This is a genomic window from Atlantibacter sp. MEI4A-1023 (assembly GCF_056155425.1).
Genome location: NZ_CM149568.1, coordinates 221,139 through 236,275 on the forward strand (window position 1 = coordinate 221,139; position 15,137 = coordinate 236,275).

The 15,137-nt window shown below is 55.3% G+C and carries 13 protein-coding genes; 6 read left to right on the forward strand and 7 right to left on the reverse strand.

The window, feature by feature from the left end; genetic code table 11:
• Positions 1-4: 4 nt before the first annotated feature.
• Positions 5-1,600: an STY4199 family HEPN domain-containing protein gene (locus ACVV26_RS01050; protein ID WP_474799616.1), complete on the reverse strand. Its 1,596-nt coding sequence runs from the start codon at positions 1,598-1,600 to the stop codon at positions 5-7.
• A gap of 180 nt (positions 1,601-1,780) precedes the next feature.
• Between ACVV26_RS01050 and ACVV26_RS01055 the strand changes: the two genes are divergently transcribed.
• Positions 1,781-2,323 carry a GNAT family N-acetyltransferase gene (locus tag ACVV26_RS01055; protein ID WP_474799617.1) on the forward strand — a complete coding sequence of 181 codons (543 nt, stop codon included), beginning with the start codon at positions 1,781-1,783 and terminating at the stop codon, positions 2,321-2,323.
• Between the two features lie 25 nt (positions 2,324-2,348).
• Here ACVV26_RS01055 and ACVV26_RS01060 read toward each other — a convergent pair whose 3' ends face one another.
• On the reverse strand, positions 2,349-3,107 hold the full coding sequence (locus tag ACVV26_RS01060) for an SDR family NAD(P)-dependent oxidoreductase (RefSeq protein WP_474799618.1): 759 nt from the start codon (positions 3,105-3,107) through the stop codon (positions 2,349-2,351).
• A gap of 118 nt (positions 3,108-3,225) precedes the next feature.
• Here ACVV26_RS01060 and ACVV26_RS01065 point away from each other — a divergent pair, with 118 nt between their 5' ends.
• The 3 genes from ACVV26_RS01065 to ACVV26_RS01075 all read left to right on the forward strand — a co-directional run bounded on the left by ACVV26_RS01065 (position 3,226) and on the right by ACVV26_RS01075 (position 6,822).
• Positions 3,226-4,125, forward strand: coding sequence for a LysR family transcriptional regulator (locus tag ACVV26_RS01065; RefSeq protein ID WP_474799619.1), 900 nt, complete (start codon positions 3,226-3,228; stop codon positions 4,123-4,125).
• A gap of 53 nt (positions 4,126-4,178) precedes the next feature.
• Positions 4,179-5,231, forward strand: a complete 1,053-nt coding sequence (gene yhjD, locus ACVV26_RS01070) for an inner membrane protein YhjD (protein WP_474799620.1) — start codon at positions 4,179-4,181, stop codon at positions 5,229-5,231.
• Positions 5,232-5,502: 271 nt separating this feature from the next.
• Positions 5,503-6,822, forward strand: a complete 1,320-nt coding sequence (locus ACVV26_RS01075; protein ID WP_312983011.1) for an MFS transporter — start codon at positions 5,503-5,505, stop codon at positions 6,820-6,822.
• 44 nt (positions 6,823-6,866) lie between these two features.
• Here the strand turns inward: ACVV26_RS01075 and dtpB are convergent, their stop codons facing one another.
• Together dtpB and uspA are read right to left on the reverse strand one after the other, a co-directional pair.
• A complete protein-coding gene (gene dtpB / locus ACVV26_RS01080; protein WP_474799622.1) occupies positions 6,867-8,339 on the reverse strand; it encodes a dipeptide/tripeptide permease DtpB in 1,473 nt (490 codons plus the stop codon).
• A 238-nt stretch (positions 8,340-8,577) separates the two neighbouring features.
• Positions 8,578-9,015: a universal stress protein UspA gene (uspA, locus tag ACVV26_RS01085; protein ID WP_312983007.1), complete on the reverse strand. Its 438-nt coding sequence runs from the start codon at positions 9,013-9,015 to the stop codon at positions 8,578-8,580.
• A 438-nt stretch (positions 9,016-9,453) separates the two neighbouring features.
• Here uspA and uspB point away from each other — a divergent pair, with 438 nt between their 5' ends.
• Positions 9,454-9,789, forward strand: a complete 336-nt coding sequence (uspB, locus tag ACVV26_RS01090; RefSeq protein ID WP_161658676.1) for a universal stress protein UspB — start codon at positions 9,454-9,456, stop codon at positions 9,787-9,789.
• Positions 9,790-9,838: 49 nt separating this feature from the next.
• On the opposite strand, the gene pitA is transcribed toward uspB, so the two are convergent.
• Positions 9,839-11,335 carry an inorganic phosphate transporter PitA gene (pitA, locus tag ACVV26_RS01095; protein ID WP_312982071.1) on the reverse strand — a complete coding sequence of 499 codons (1,497 nt, stop codon included), beginning with the start codon at positions 11,333-11,335 and terminating at the stop codon, positions 9,839-9,841.
• Between the two features lie 227 nt (positions 11,336-11,562).
• Here pitA and ACVV26_RS01100 point away from each other — a divergent pair, with 227 nt between their 5' ends.
• Positions 11,563-12,753, forward strand: coding sequence for a BaiN/RdsA family NAD(P)/FAD-dependent oxidoreductase (locus ACVV26_RS01100; protein ID WP_474799624.1), 1,191 nt, complete (start codon positions 11,563-11,565; stop codon positions 12,751-12,753).
• 2 nt (positions 12,754-12,755) lie between these two features.
• Here the strand turns inward: ACVV26_RS01100 and ACVV26_RS01105 are convergent, their stop codons facing one another.
• On the reverse strand, positions 12,756-14,231 hold the full coding sequence (locus ACVV26_RS01105; RefSeq protein WP_474799625.1) for a sensor histidine kinase: 1,476 nt from the start codon (positions 14,229-14,231) through the stop codon (positions 12,756-12,758).
• The gene (locus ACVV26_RS01110) at positions 14,224-14,952 is read right to left on the reverse strand and encodes a winged helix-turn-helix domain-containing protein (protein WP_474801681.1); all 729 of its coding nucleotides are present in this window, start codon (positions 14,950-14,952) and stop codon (positions 14,224-14,226) included. Before ACVV26_RS01110 ends, ACVV26_RS01105 begins: the two co-directional genes overlap by 8 nt.
• Between the last annotated feature and the right edge of the window lie 185 nt (positions 14,953-15,137).

Genomic DNA, 15,137 nt, shown 5'->3' on the forward strand with positions numbered 1-15,137 from the left:
CGCGCTATTTGATTTCGTTATAGATCGCTTTCTGGATCCCCGCCCATTTTTCATCGTTTTTATCACCCGTGGCGGCGGCTCGCGCCTGCGCCTGGGCGTAATCACTGCCCTGGCGCTTGACCACGGCGGGCGTGGTGCAAAACGCTTTCAGGTAAGACTTACGGATTGAACTAAAAGCTTGCCCCTGGGAAAGGGCGTGGCCGAGCGAGGCAATCATCCGTCGGCACGGCTTGGGTTCGTTCATTTGCAGGCGATAACCGAGCAGCAAATCCAGCACGTTATGCTGTTTACGCTCCAGCGCCTGCTCGGTCCAGGAGACTTTCCATTCCATCCCGGCCTGTAAAAATAACCGGGCGATGCGGTCATCATCGCGGTCAATCGCGGAACGAAAATGGTTTTCGTCCCAGGCGATACCCAGACGATTTAACTGCTGGCGCGGCGTGCTCTCGCGGGCTTCGACAGGTTCAACGGGCGCGGCATAGGCCGCTGGCGGGCTTGCCGCCACGGGTTTACGGGTCTGATTGACCAGATGTAACCCTCCGACGGCAATCGCTATCGCTACCAGGCCCACTGCGCCCCACAATACGCCGACCACCAGTTGCTCACGCTGTTCGCGGGTGCGCGGCGGTTTGTGGCGTGGTGAATCAATCGCATCGCGGATCTCGAAAATATCGCCGCTCATCGTCTGGTGTTTTTGTTCGGCATCGGTAAAAAAGGCGCTGAGTTCGTCGTCATCGCAGGCGCTGAACCCGCCGGGATGCACCTGGGTTTTGCCCTGGACATAACGCTGTTGGACAGGAGAGGTGATAGCGGCGTAATAATTTTCCAGCAGCGTCATTTGGACCGATGAGAGCGGTTGCTGGCCCAGCGCATGGTTGCGGATCAGCCGCACATCATCCAGAAACGTCAGCAGAGATTTACGCGGCTCAATCAGGAAACTTAACGCGCCGCTTTCCGGAAAATGCGCGGCATAGTGTTTAGCGAACTCTTTTTTATCCACCAGCAGTTGCGCCAGTTCGCTGAACTGCATCCCGCTGAGAATGTCGCCGGGTTTGGCGAACTTCAGCCAGCGCCGCACTTTGTTAGCCCCGAACAGCATTTTGAGATGGTTGACCAGCGTCACTTCATCCGGCCAGGCCTCGCGGATCAGGCTTTTTAGCATCAGTTCCAGACCCCGTAACTGGACACTGGCGGCGCGCGGCTGGGGCGGCTGGCTGAGCGCCAGATCCGTGCTGTAGTGCAACAGCGGCTGGCGCAGGCGCACCAGCTCCAGCGTCGCCACAAACCGCAGCGCGGCGATCAGCGCCGTGGCGCTGACTTCAGCCCCGCTTTCATATTGCGGCACCAGTTGCTGGAGATGGCGTAATTGCAGGGTAAATTGCGACAGTTCGGCATCGTTGATATGCAGCCGCTTCGCGACCAGCCCCCAACTGCCGAGATGCTGCCGGGCGTTATCCATCTGCTGTAAAAACCATTGCGGATCTTTGGCTTCCGCCACCGGATTGCCGAGCAGGGAGAGGATCTCTTTCGACGCCTGACGGATCGCCTGCAAGGCTGCTTCGAATTGTTCTCTTGCGATAAGCTGTGCTGAACGAGTCATGGTTATCCTTACACTCGTTAACGCGCCCACCCGCTCTGCCTGGGATTAGCGCTAAATTATTATGATTATGTATATTGCTGTGTTGAGCGTTACTGACAGTGAACTCAAAGATAGACCATTTACATGTCTTACCATCGGGCGAAAAGCGTTCGATATATTTTTCATTTAACAGGAGCCCGCGTGCAACCCGCAGACGACGTAACTTCAACCCGCATCACTTATCAGCAAATTACCGCTGAAGACTGGCCTTTTTTTGTGGCGCTTCAGCGTGACCCGCGCATCTCGCGCTATCTGGCGTCGGCCCGCGACGATGAGGCGATGCGCGCCGCGTTTGACAGCCGATTACCACGATGGGCGCCGGGTAGCAGCCACTGGCTGTGCCTGGTGATGCGCGAAAAGCGCAGCGGCGAACCGTTCGGCGTGACCGGGTTTATCGATCGCGGCGACGGGATTGCGGAAGTGGGGTATTTGCTGGCGACGCGGGTGCACGGTCAGGGCCTGGGTTATGAGTCGTTACAGGCAATTTGCGGCTACGCGTTTCAGGTCTGCCATTACCGGAAACTGGTCGCGACGGTGACGGTAGGCAATGAACCGTCGAAGCGGGTGCTGGAGAAGAGCGGATTTGTGCTGGAAGGGACGCTGCGGGAAAACTATTTTCTCGACGATCGCTGGCAGGACGACTGGCTGTTCGGCCTGCTGGCGCGAGAATTTACGCCGGGCTGATAGCGCCGCCCGGCGTAAACGCTGGCTAGATGTACATCCCGCCTGAGACTTCAATACGCTGGGCATTCATCCAGCCGAGGCCGTCGCCCAGCAGCGCGGCGATGGCTTCGCCAATATCATCCGGCAGGCCCACGCGACCTAACGCCGTTTGTGATGCGATCGCCTTGTTCAGTTCAGCGTTATCGCGCACCGCACCGCCGCCGAAGTCGGTCTCAATTGCGCCGGGGGCGATAATATTGGCGGAGATGCCGCGTGCGCCCAGCTCTTTAGCCTGATAGTGAGTAAGCACTTCCATCGCGCCCTTCATGGCGGCGTAAGCGGAATAGCCCGGCAGCGCAAACCGCGTCAGGCCGCTGGAGACGTTCAGGATGCGCCCGCCATTTTTCATCAGCGGCAACAGGGATTGGGTTAAGAAGAATGGCCCTTTGAAGTGAATGTTCACTAACTGATCAAACTGCGCCTCGGTAATGTCAGTAAACGGCGCGTTAATGCCGATCCCGGCATTGTTCAATAAATAATCGAAGCTCTCGCGCTGCCAGACATGTTTAAGCTGCTGCTTCACTTCATTAGCAAATCCGGCAAAGCTGTCGCTTTCGGCGACGTTAAGCTGTAATGCCAGCGCTTTAACGCCTTTTTTCTCAATTTCGCGCACCACGTCGTCTGCGTCTTCGCGCTGGCTGTTGTAGGTCAGGATAATGGCAATTCCCTTCTCCGCCAGCTTTAGCGCTGCGTTTTTCCCAAGGCCGCGGCTGCCGCCGGTCACAATTGCGATACGTTGCGTCATAAAAACCTCGTCTGCGTTATTACGGTGGTTGAGGGAAAGCTTATTAGCTGCTATGAAATCAATAAAGATGCTGCGTTGCGCATCACTGTTTCGTTTTCAACAACAATAAGCCCAACCGATGGATAAAATTCACGCAATGCAGTTGTTCATTCGGGTGGCGGATCTGGAGAGTTTTTCCCAGGCCGCGCAAACACTCGGACTCCCTAAAGGTAGCGTATCGCGGCAAATCCAGGCGCTGGAAAATGCGTTGGGTACGCGGCTGCTGCACCGCACCACGCGCCGGGTGCAGCTTACCCAGGACGGCATGGTCTACTATGAGCGCTGCCGCGATTTACTGGCCAATCTTGATGAGCTGGACGGGCTGTTTCTGCACGATCCTTCCAGCGTTAGCGGGCGCTTGCGGGTAGATATGCCACTGCGCATCGCAAAAAATCTGGTGATGCCGAAACTGCCGGCGTTTTTACAGCAGTATCCGGGCATTGAGCTGGAACTCAGCAGCAGCGACCGGCTGGTGGATGTGGTGCGCGAAGGATTCGACTGCGTGGTGCGGGTCGGGCACCTGAAAGATTCCGGTCTGGTGGCGCGCCCGCTTGGTAAACTCACCGTGGTGAACTGCGCCAGCCCGGATTATCTGGAGCGTTTCGGCTTTCCTGAACAGCTTGAGGATTTAGCCAGCCATGCGGTGGTGCACTATTCCACGCATTTTGGCAGCCGCCCCCAGGGGTTTGAATACGCGATGGATAAGCAAACCCACTGGGTCAAAACCGGCGGCATCTTAACGGTCAACAGCACCGAAACTTACCAGGCGGCGGCGCTGACCGGGCTGGGTATTATCCAGGTGCCGCGCGTGGGGATTAAAGACGCTCTGCGCAGCGGTACGCTGATTGAAATCCTGCCGCAGTACCGCCCGGAACCGATGCCGGTGTCGTTGCTTTACCCGCATCGCCGCAACCTGTCGCGGCGGGTGCATTTATTTATGGAATGGTTAGGAAGCGTGATGAAAGGTTACGTTGATTAACGTAAGTCTATACTTTTCCCATGATGCTTATCACTGACAAGGAATTGCGTTCGATGACAACCCCGGAGAATACCCCGAAACGCCCGACCAACGATCTGGATTATAAGCCGGTGCCCCAACTGGATACCCGGTCTGACGAGGCGAAAAAAGATCATCCTGAACAGGAAGATAGCCGCGACAAAGGCGAGGGGCCGATTGCCAAAGTGACCGAGACGGTAGAAAAACTGGAGCGCCGCCCGATGATCGCCCACATTATTCGGGCCACGGAACGCTTCAACGACCGGCTGGGTAACCAGTTTGGCGCGGCAATAACCTATTTCTCTTTCTTATCAATGATCCCGATTTTGATGGTGTCTTTCGCGGCGGCGGGCTTTATTCTCGCGTCGCATCCGACGCTGTTGCAGGACATTTTCAATAAGATCCTGATGAACGTCAGCGACCAGACGCTGGCGACTACCCTGAAAAGCACCATCAATACCGCCGTACAGCAGCGCACCACCGTGGGGATCGTCGGGCTCGCCGTCGCGCTCTATTCCGGGGTGAACTGGATGGGCAACCTGCGCGAGGCGATCCGCGCCCAGTCGCGCGATGTGTGGGAGCGCACCGCTCAGGATGAAGAAAAATGGTGGGCAAAATACCTGCGCGATTTTGTCTCGCTGATTGGCCTGCTGGTGGCGCTGATTATTACCATTTCCATCACGTCCGTGGCGGGTGCGGCCCAGGAAATGATTATCCGCTGGCTGTATCTCGACTATATCCCGTGGCTCAAACCTGTCTGGCAACTGATTGGCCTGGCGATTTCGATGTGCGCCAACTTCCTGCTGTTCTTCTGGATCTTCTGGCGTCTGCCGCGCCACCGCCCGCGTAAAAAGGCGCTGATCCGCGGCAGTATTCTGGCTGCCGTGGGCTTTGAGGTGATCAAAATCATTATGACCTGGACGCTGCCATCGCTGATGACTTCGCCCTCCGGCGCGGCGTTTGGCTCGGTGCTGGGGATTATGGCGTTCTTCTATTTCTTCGCCCGTCTGACGCTGTTTTGCGCGGCCTGGATTGCCACCGCAGAGTACAAAGACGACAAGCGGATGCCGGGTAAATCCCACCGATAAACAGGCCGGGCTGGAGTAAAACGCAAAAAACTTCAGCCCGAGCCAGCGTTTTAGACGATAAATCCATTCCGTAACTTTTATTTAACCAATTTCTGGTTTTTCATGCTGATTTAAAATTTGTGTGAAGCATTTCATAGAAGTGAAATTGCGAGCCTGAAAATTATCCTCTTTTTGCCGCTTTTCTGAACAACTTCACGTTTTGTGCCGCATTGAAATGTGGCTTTTGCTATGCGTAATATGCAATTTCGTTTCACATAAATAAGAAAAATATATGCAAGCATCCATCACGACATCCGTTGATCACGACGCACCTCCGGTTAACTCACGCAGTAAAGTGGTTGTCGCATCACTCATTGGCACCGCCATCGAGTTTTTCGATTTCTACATTTACGCCACTGCGGCGGTTATTGTTTTTCCCCATATTTTCTTCCCGCAGGGCGACCCGACTGCCGCCACGCTACAGTCGCTGGCGACGTTTGCCATCGCGTTTATCGCGCGTCCTATCGGTTCTGCGGTGTTTGGGCACTTTGGCGATCGCGTTGGGCGTAAAGCCACGCTGGTGGCCTCATTGTTAACCATGGGTATTTCCACGGTAGTGATCGGCCTGCTGCCCAGCTACGAAACCATTGGCGTGTTAGCGCCGTTGCTGCTGGCCCTGGCCCGTTTCGGCCAGGGTCTGGGTCTGGGCGGTGAGTGGGGCGGCGCGGCGCTGCTGGCCACCGAGAACGCGCCTGCCGGTAAACGCGCGCTGTACGGCTCTTTCCCACAGCTGGGTGCGCCTATCGGCTTCTTCTTCGCCAACGGCACCTTTCTGCTGCTGTCGTGGATTTTGACCGACGAGCAGTTTATGTCATGGGGCTGGCGCGTGCCGTTCGTGTTCTCCGCCGTGCTGGTGTTGATTGGTCTGTATGTGCGCGTTTCCCTGCATGAAACGCCGGTATTCGCCAAAATCGCCAAAGCCAACAAACAGGTGAAAGTCCCGTTGGGCACGCTGCTGACCAAACATCTGCGCGTCACCATCCTGGGCACTTTTATCATGCTGGCGACCTATACGCTGTTCTACATCATGACGGTCTATTCAATGACCTTCAGTACCGCAGCAGTGCCGAATGGCCTGGGCTTCCCGCGCAACGAAGTGCTGTGGATGCTGATGATGGCGGTGATCGGGTTTGGCGTGATGGTGCCGATTGCTGGCGTGCTGGCGGATAAATTCGGTCGCCGTAAGAGCATGATTGTGATTACCACGCTGATTATTCTGTTTGCGCTGTTCGTGTTCCCGCCGCTGTTGCAGTCCGGCAACCCGGCGATGGTGATGGCTTACCTGCTGATTGGCCTGAGCATTATGGGCCTGACCTTTGGCCCGATGGGCGCGCTGCTGCCGGAGCTGTTCCCGACCGAAGTGCGTTATACCGGGGCGTCGTTCTCTTATAACGTGGCGTCGATTCTTGGGGCTTCCGTTGCGCCGTATATCGCCACCTGGTTACAGGCGAACTACGGGCTGTTTTACGTCGGGGTTTATCTGGCGTCGATGGCGGCGCTGACGCTGATTGCGTTGCTGCTGACGCATGAGACTAAGCATCAGTCGCTGTAAGTTAAAAAGGGCGCCGGCAGCGTATCGCCTGCGCCCACACTCCCTTAGATTTTCTCTTCCGGCGTAGCAATCATCCGGTTCAGCCACGGCACCATAATCGCCATCACTATCGACACGCCCAGCGTCACCAGGCCAATTTTGCTGAACACACCGGTGTAAATCGGCAGGGTTTGCAGCGGATCGGTGATCCCTTCCGGGACCGCGGTAAAGGTGGCGACGTACCCGCCCAGCAGGAACGCGGCGGCCTGGGTCAGGAACCACATCCCGAGAATAAAGCCCATCAGATGCTGCGGTACCAGCGCGGCGACCATCGCCAGCCCCAGCGCGCTAATCAGCAGTTCGCCCAGGCTCTGGAACAGATACACCAGCACAATAAACCACGGCGACGTCAGCCCCTGGGCATCGGCGAACCACATGCCTGCGGCAGCGGCGGTTAAGAAGCCGAGAGCACACAGGAACATCCCGAGGGTGAATTTCATCGGCATGGTCAGGTCTTTGCCCCGGCTGCCCAGCCGGGTGTAAATCATCGCCAGCACCGGGCTCGCCACTACCACCCAGAACGGGTTCAGCGCCTGAAAGCTCACCGGGTTGATGGTGAAACCGAGAATGTCATGGTGCACGTTGTTGATGGCGAAGAAGTTCAGCGAAGTGGGCATCTGGGCGTACAGAATGTAAAACAGCACCGCTTCCAGCATCAGAATGAAGGCCACAAACATCTTGTTGCGCCCGGTTTTATCCAGCCGGAACGCTTCACGGAAGAAGAAAATAATCACCACGATGGATAACACGATCAGCACCAGGTTGGCGACCATAACGTTATGCATCAGCCAGGCGCAGAGGAAAACCATGGCGACCGTGCCCACCAGTACCAGCAGCAAATTTTTGAAGCTCATCGGCGCGTGGTCCGGCTCAGAACCGATGTGCTTCACCATGCCCCGGCAGGCGAAGTAGACCAGCAGCGCGATAATCAGCCCAATGCCGCACAGGTTGTAGGTCACCGCATAGCCGTAGCGTTCGGCAATTACCGGCGCGAGTGACAGCGATAGCAGCGAGCCGATATTGATCGACATATAAAACAGCGTAAAAGCGCCATCGAGACGGGGATCTTTCGGCGGATAGCATTTGGACAGTAGACTCGCGGGGTTGGCCTTAAACAACCCGTTACCCACCGCGATGGTCCCTAAGGCGATAAAGATAAGCGAAGGCTGGTGAAGCGATAGGCCGGTCATAAAATAGCCGATCGCCAGCACGATTGCCCCTAACACCAGGGTGCGTTTAGTGCCCAGCAGATGGTCGCCAACGTAGCCGCCGATTGAAATCAGGCCATACACCAGCGCGGCGAATGCCCCGAAAGTGACAAAAGCCTGTTCCTGCGAGAAGCCGAGCTGCTGGACGAAGAACACCGCCAGAATGCCCTGAACGCCGTAATAGCCAAAGCGCTCCCACAGTTCGACAAAGAAGATCATAAAAAAGGGTTTCGGCTGTTGCAGTAAGCCGACAGGTGCAGAGTTGTTCATTTTTCCGTTGCCTTAAGGTGACGCCAGTAAAAGTATGTACGCGGCGTCAGGATCGCGCCGCTTTGTCATTTATCGGCCAGTAATGCCGAGAATGAGTTTTAAATCAGGGTATTATATTGGAGAAAAACGATCGCAGCGGCAGATCACACTAATGAATTTATTGAAGTCAGTGATTTACGTTGGCAGGGCGGAAATAAAAACGCCCGCATAAGCGGGCGTGGGCAGCGAGAAAGGGCGATTATTCCTCTTCTTCATCGCGCAGCGGCACAATCAGCATATCGATGTGCACGGTGTTGATCAGCTGACGAGCAGACGACATCAGTTTGCTCCAGAAATCCTGATGATGGCCGCACAGCACTAAATCGACGTCGTATTTTTTAATGGCATCGACCAGCACCTGGCCCAGATCGCCGCTGCCGCTCAGGGTCTCCGCAATCGGGTAACCGGCGTTAGTGGACAGCTCGCTCAGCGCATGGTGAGTCTCTTCGGAAATGCGTTTTTGCATATCGCCCAGATTCACATCAATCAGGCCGGTGTAGAGATCGGAGTAATTTACATCGACATGAATCAGTGAAACTTTGGCGTTATACGGGCGCGCCATAGATACGGCTTTTTCGACCAGCACTTTACTTTCAGGCGAGAGGTCGACTGCGATAAGAATATGTTTGTAAGCCATAATTTTTTACTCCTTCCATAAGATGTCGATGACAATGGATCAGACAACGCTTTAGGTTATCGATGATGTCCTTGCCCCGCGTCCTGCATACCGCTCTCGCGGGAACCTGTAAACGATATCCTTCAGCCTGAAGCATGAGGATATAGAAAGACTTAAGCATAACGGTCTCTTTTTACCTTATCGCCCAGGAAGAAATCCGTCAATCCGCTGTGTCCGCATTCATTCTAAATCGAAATACAATTATCACGAATGATTGACCAGAACGATGTGGCAAAAAAATAACCTGATCTTCTACACTATTAAATGAGTCAGTCGGGTAAATAAATGTGAACCCGATCGACTTTTGGTATCTCTCTCATTTGGAACGAGTTGACTGACTTGGTATCGGGGGTGCGGTCGTCCGGGGGGTGTCTCCGTGGCTATCGCCGGGGAGGTGTTATGATAAGCACTGTTGCGCTGTTTTGGGCCTTATGTGTGGTATGCGTCGTCAATATGGCGCGCTACTTCTCATCGTTGCGTGCGCTGCTTGTGGTGCTTCGTGGTTGTGATCCCTTGCTCTACCAGTATGTAGACGGCAGTGGTTTTTTCACATCCCATGGTCAGCCAAATAAGCAAATGCGACTGGTCTGGTACATTTATGCTCAACGTTACCGCGATCATCATGACGACGAATTCATCCGCCGCTGTGAGCGAGTCCGGTGTCATTTTATTTTAACCAGTGCGTTGTGCGGCCTTGTAACGGTCTGCCTCATCGCCATGATGATATGGCACTAATAAAAAAAGCGGGCAATGCCCGCTCTTTTTTAATGGCTAACGCTCGCTGTCAGATAAAGTGCAACGAAATCCAGTACAGCACGCCGGAGAGCGCAATTGAGGCCGGCAGGGTGAACACCCAGGCCATCAGAATGCTTTTCACCGTTCGGCTCTGTAATCCGCCACCGTCAACCAGCATGGTCCCGGCTACGGACGACGACAGCACGTGCGTCGTGGACACCGGCATACCGGTATAACTCGCCACCCCGATAGAAATCGCCGCAGTCATCTGCGCCGACATCCCCTGAGCGTAAGTCATACCTTTCTTACCGATTTTTTCACCGATGGTGGTGGCAACGCGACGCCAGCCAATCATGGTGCCGATACCCAATGCCAGCGCCACCGCCATAATGATCCACACCGGTGCGTATTCGATGGTGTAGAGCAGGTCAGCTTTCAGCTCTTTCAGGTAACGTTTGTCATCTTTAGAGGTTTCCGGCAGGCCAGCCACTTTATCAGCGGTATCAGAGATACACAGCAGCATACGGCGCATATGGCTGCGCTCGTCAATGCTCAGCTTGTCGTAGCTCTCAAGGCCGGTCAGCATGGTTTTAGCGCGCTGGAGGGCCAGCATGGCGCGGTTGGCGTCACAGTGGAATTCCTGCGGTTGGCTTTTCACCTCTTCCGGCGTCGGGATGACCGGATTCATATCAATCACGTGCTTGATGGCATCGCCGTGCTGCTGGAAATAGCTTTCAACGTGGTTGATGGCGTCACGGGTACGGGTGATGTCGTAGCCAGAGGCATTCATGTTTACCACGAATCCCGCCGGGGCCACGCCAATCAGTACCAGCATGATCAAGCCGATGCCTTTCTGGCCGTCGTTAGCGCCGTGAGAGAAGCTCACGCCAATGGCTGACAGGATCAGCGCGATACGGGTCCAGAACGGGGGTTTTTTCTTGCCGTCTTTTTTCTCACGCTCGGCAGGCGTCAGGTGGATACGGGCGCGTTTTTTAGTGCCGCTCCAGTAGCGACGCAGCAAAAACACCAGGCCGCCTGCGAACACCAGACCGACGATAGGAGAAATAATCAGGGAACCGAAGATGTTGATCACTTTCGGGATGTTTAACGCGTCCACAACGGATGTGCCGGTCATCAGGGCGTTGGTTAAACCAATACCGATAATCGCGCCAATCAGGGTGTGGGAGCTGGATGCCGGCAGACCCAAATACCAGGTGCCGAGGTTCCAGATGATCGCCGCCAGCAACATAGAGAACACCATGGCCAGGCCATGTGCGGAACCTACATTAAGCAACAGATCGGTGGGAAGCATATGAACAATGGCATAGGCTACGCTTAACCCGCCCAGCAGTACGCCGAGGAAGTTAAACACCGCTGCCATGACAACAGCCAGTTGCGAACGCATCGCTCGCGTATAGATTACGGTTGCAACTGCGTTCGCTGTGTCATGAAAGCCGTTAATGGCTTCATAAAACAGGACAAAGCCCAGAGCAAGCAAAAGCAAAAGACCGGTATGAAGATCCAGGCCGGCAAATAAATGTAGCATAGACGTTACGCCATCTTGAGGACATGAACGCGCCGCATTATCAGGGACTTTCGCGGCAGGGGCAAAGTGAAATATAGACTTTTTTTGATGCTACGTCGCTTAACGTCATCAATTGAAAAGATTTACCCTTTATAAAACAATTGGCTGCATTCTTGCAGGGGCTTATCGCTGGTGCGACCAGCTAAGAAACTTTACAATTCGCAGCCTTAATATCAGGGGAGCAGGGTGTGGAACAGTTTGATGCAGTGATTGTCGGCGCAGGCGCGGCGGGTTTATTTTGCGCGGCTCAGGCCGGGCAGGTGGGGTTGCGGGTGTTGCTTATCGACAACGGTAAAAAGCCGGGCCGTAAGATCCTGATGTCCGGTGGCGGGCGCTGCAACTTCACCAATCTGTATGTCGAACCTGCGGCTTACCTGAGCGCCAACCCCCATTTCTGCAAATCCGCCCTGGCGCGTTATACCCAGTGGGATTTTATCGATCTGGTGGGTAAACACGGTATCGCCTGGCATGAGAAAACCCTCGGTCAACTGTTTTGCGACGACTCCGCGCAGCAGATTGTCGATATGCTGGTGGCGGAGTGCGAGAAGGGCAACGTTACGATGCGCCTGCGCAGCGAAGTGCTGAGCATCGAGCGCGACGAGCAGGGCTACACGCTGGCGCTTAACGGCGACAGCGTGCGGACGCCGAAACTGGTGATTGCCAGCGGCGGGCTCTCCATGCCGGGACTGGGCGCGTCGCCGTTTGGCTATAAAGTGGCGGAACAATTCGGCCTGAAGGTATTGCCGACCCGCGCCGGGCTGGTGCCTTTTACTCTGCATAAACCGCTGCTGGAGGCGCTACAGGTACTGTCCGGCGTCTCCGTGCCGTCTGTCGTCAGTGCGCAGGATGGCACCGTGTTTCGTGAAAACGTGCTGTTCACCCATCGCGGGCTTTCCGGTCCGGCTATTCTGCAAATTTCCAGCTACTGGCAGCCGGGTGAAAAGGTCACGATTAATCTGCTGCCCGATGGCGATTTGAATGGGTTTCTTGATGAGCAGCGTAATGCTCATCCGAACCAAAGCCTGAAAAACGCCCTGGCGATGCAGCTACCGAAGCGGCTGATTGAAATCCTCCAGCAGATGGAGCAAATCCCCGACTGTACGCTGAAGCAACTCAATGCACGCCAGCAGGACGCGTTAGTCGAACTGCTTACCGCCTGGCAGGTGCAGCCGAACGGCACCGAAGGCTATCGCACTGCCGAAGTGACCCTGGGCGGGGTGGATACCCACGCGCTGTCGTCACGCACCATGGAAGCCCGCGATGTGCGGGGGCTCTATTTCATCGGCGAAGTGGTGGATGTCACCGGCTGGCTCGGCGGCTATAACTTCCAGTGGGCCTGGGCGTCGGCCTGGGCCTGCGCCCAGGCGTTAAGCGAGTAGCGCTACCCCACCAGAGGCAGCGAAAACCGAAAGCAGGCACCGGGCGTTTTATCGGTTAGCCGGATATCGCAGCGATGGAGCTGAAGCATCCGATGAACAATCATCAGACCCAAGCCGCCGCGATCCTGGCGGGACTGTTCGCTGCTCAGTGCTGAAGGCCGGACAAACAGCTGCGCCTGTAAGGGTTCGGGAACGCCTTCACCGTTGTCCTCTACTTCCACGACTATCTGGTCGCGGGCATTCCATAAACGAAGCGTGACTTCGCCGCCCGCTGGCGTATGCCGCAGCGCGTTATCCAGCAGGTTCGTGAAGACGCGCTCAATCATCGAAACATCGGCGTTAACGGCGGGCAGCTTAGGCGGCACATCGAGGCGCAGCGTTATCTGGCGCGTCTGGGCCATCAGCTCGAATTTTTGCATCACATCCTGTGCCAGCTCTGCTGCCGAGAACGGCTCCAGTTGCGGTTTAATGCCGCCATGCTCCAGCCGCGCCAGTTCGAAAAGCTGTTGGGAAAGGCGGCGCACTTTGTTGCCCTGGCGCAGCGCAATTTGTAACCAGGTACGGGCTTCGTCTTCAGTCAGCGATCCGGCTTTCAGGGACAGTGTTTCCAGATAACCTAATAAAGAGGTGAGTGGGGTGCGTAAGTCATGGGAGATATTGGCGATAAACTCGCGCCGCTGGCTATCGCTGTTCGCCAGCTGGTCCCACTGGCTGGAAATCTGGCGCGACAGTTCAATGAATGTATTGCGCAGCAGGATCAGCTCGTTGCCCTGTTCCCGCTGCGGGTCGAGTTTCGCGATAGCTTTTATGGCGCTGATGGAGTCCTGTTCCAGCGTGCGCACCAGTTGAGTCAGTTGGCGCACCGGGCGCGTTACCCACAGGTACACCAGCGTACCTGCCAGTAGCCCCAGCGCCGTGACCAGAATGATTGTCCATACGATGACCTGCCACAGCGTGTTGTTCCAGGCTTGCTGCGCCAGGCTGTTGAGTTTTTCGCCCTGCAAGATGATGTACAAATAGCCGACGGTACGCCCGTTGTGCTGAATGGGGGCGACGCTAAAAACTTTTTGTCGATCGCTGCTGCGCGGATCGTCACCGTAAAGCGGCAAATCCTGCCCGTCGATAAACGCGTGTAACGGTTTTATATCAACCGACTGGCGTTTTATGTGGCCAGCAGGAGCGGCATCGGCGATTAGCTGCCCGTCGGTGGAAAGTAAATAGAGTTCCACGCTGGGATTCAGCGTCATTAACCGGTCGAATAGCCCTTTCAGACCCTCACGGTTAATCTCGCCCCGATCATCCATCAGTTTTTCGCGGGCAACGATTTGGCTGGCTAAATTAGCAGAGAGCTGCTGCACCATGGTGTTGCCATATTGGGTATTACTGCGTAACTGCATCCAGCAAATCATCATGGCGCACAGCAACAATAGCGTGGTGAAAATTAGCGTCAGGCGCTGGCTGAGGCTGAGGTTACGCATCGTCACTTCCCTGCGGGCCGACAGTGGTAAATTTATACCCTTTGCCCCACACGGTAAGAATGTATTCGGGTTCGGAAGGATCGCGTTCGATTTTGATGCGTAGCCGGTTAATGTGGGTATTAACCGTATGCTCGTAGCCGTCGTGCTGATATCCCCACACCTGCTCAAGTAAATCCAGTCTCGAAAATACGGTGCCGGGATGTCGGGCCAGGAAATACAGCAGATCGAATTCGCGCGGCGTTAATTCAATACCCTTACCGTGCAGGTTTACGGCGCGTGCCAGCGGGTCGATAGTTAATCCATGTAAAGAGAGCGTACCGGCATCAAGCCGCAAATTCATCGCCATCGCTTCCTGGCGGCGCAACAGCGCTTTGACCCGCGCCACCAGTTCCAGTACGGAAAAAGGTTTTGCCAGGTAATCATCCGCTCCCATTTCCAGGCCCGATACCCGGTGCATTTCGCTGGTCCGCGCGCTGATAATAATGACGGGCAGGTAACGCGTCATCATGCGGATGCGGCGGCAAATCTCCAGCCCGTCCACCTCCGGTAACATCAGATCGAGGATCACCACATCCCATGCGTGCTGCTCGAGCCGCTCAAGGGCGCGCCCGCCGTGGCTTTCATGGGTAATCAGGTAGCCCTCGTCGCGTAAATTCAACTGGAGCAACTGCGCGATATCTTCATCATCTTCTATCAGCAGAATGCGCTTTGCTTTATCCATCATTCGCTCCTGTACGCCTTTTCTCCCGAAAAGCATACACAGTAAGCCACGGGCGAGTGATCACATTTTGTTTATTTTCAGCGGAAATAATCATTAAGGGTAAAGAGAATATTATCCCGCTGAATAGTGAAGAGATAACAAGGAGCGTTTATTTCTGTATGGATTATTAGTGTGCAAATAAAACG

Bases quoted from the DNA above. Each gene is read 5' to 3' on its own strand.
- uspA (WP_312983007.1), bottom strand. From the start codon at position 9,015: ATGGCTTACAAACATATTCTTATCGCAGTCGACCTCTCGCCTGAAAGT.
- dtpB (WP_474799622.1), bottom strand. From the start codon at position 8,339: ATGAACAACTCTGCACCTGTCGGCTTACTGCAACAGCCGAAACCCTTT.
- ACVV26_RS01110 (WP_474801681.1), bottom strand. From the start codon at position 14,952: ATGGATAAAGCAAAGCGCATTCTGCTGATAGAAGATGATGAAGATATC.
- ACVV26_RS01075 (WP_312983011.1), top strand. From the start codon at position 5,503: ATGCAAGCATCCATCACGACATCCGTTGATCACGACGCACCTCCGGTT.
- uspB (WP_161658676.1), top strand. From the start codon at position 9,454: ATGATAAGCACTGTTGCGCTGTTTTGGGCCTTATGTGTGGTATGCGTC.
- ACVV26_RS01050 (WP_474799616.1), bottom strand. From the start codon at position 1,600: ATGACTCGTTCAGCACAGCTTATCGCAAGAGAACAATTCGAAGCAGCC.
- ACVV26_RS01105 (WP_474799625.1), bottom strand. From the start codon at position 14,231: ATGCGTAACCTCAGCCTCAGCCAGCGCCTGACGCTAATTTTCACCACG.
- pitA (WP_312982071.1), bottom strand. From the start codon at position 11,335: ATGCTACATTTATTTGCCGGCCTGGATCTTCATACCGGTCTTTTGCTT.
- ACVV26_RS01060 (WP_474799618.1), bottom strand. From the start codon at position 3,107: ATGACGCAACGTATCGCAATTGTGACCGGCGGCAGCCGCGGCCTTGGG.
- ACVV26_RS01065 (WP_474799619.1), top strand. From the start codon at position 3,226: ATGGATAAAATTCACGCAATGCAGTTGTTCATTCGGGTGGCGGATCTG.
- yhjD (WP_474799620.1), top strand. From the start codon at position 4,179: ATGACAACCCCGGAGAATACCCCGAAACGCCCGACCAACGATCTGGAT.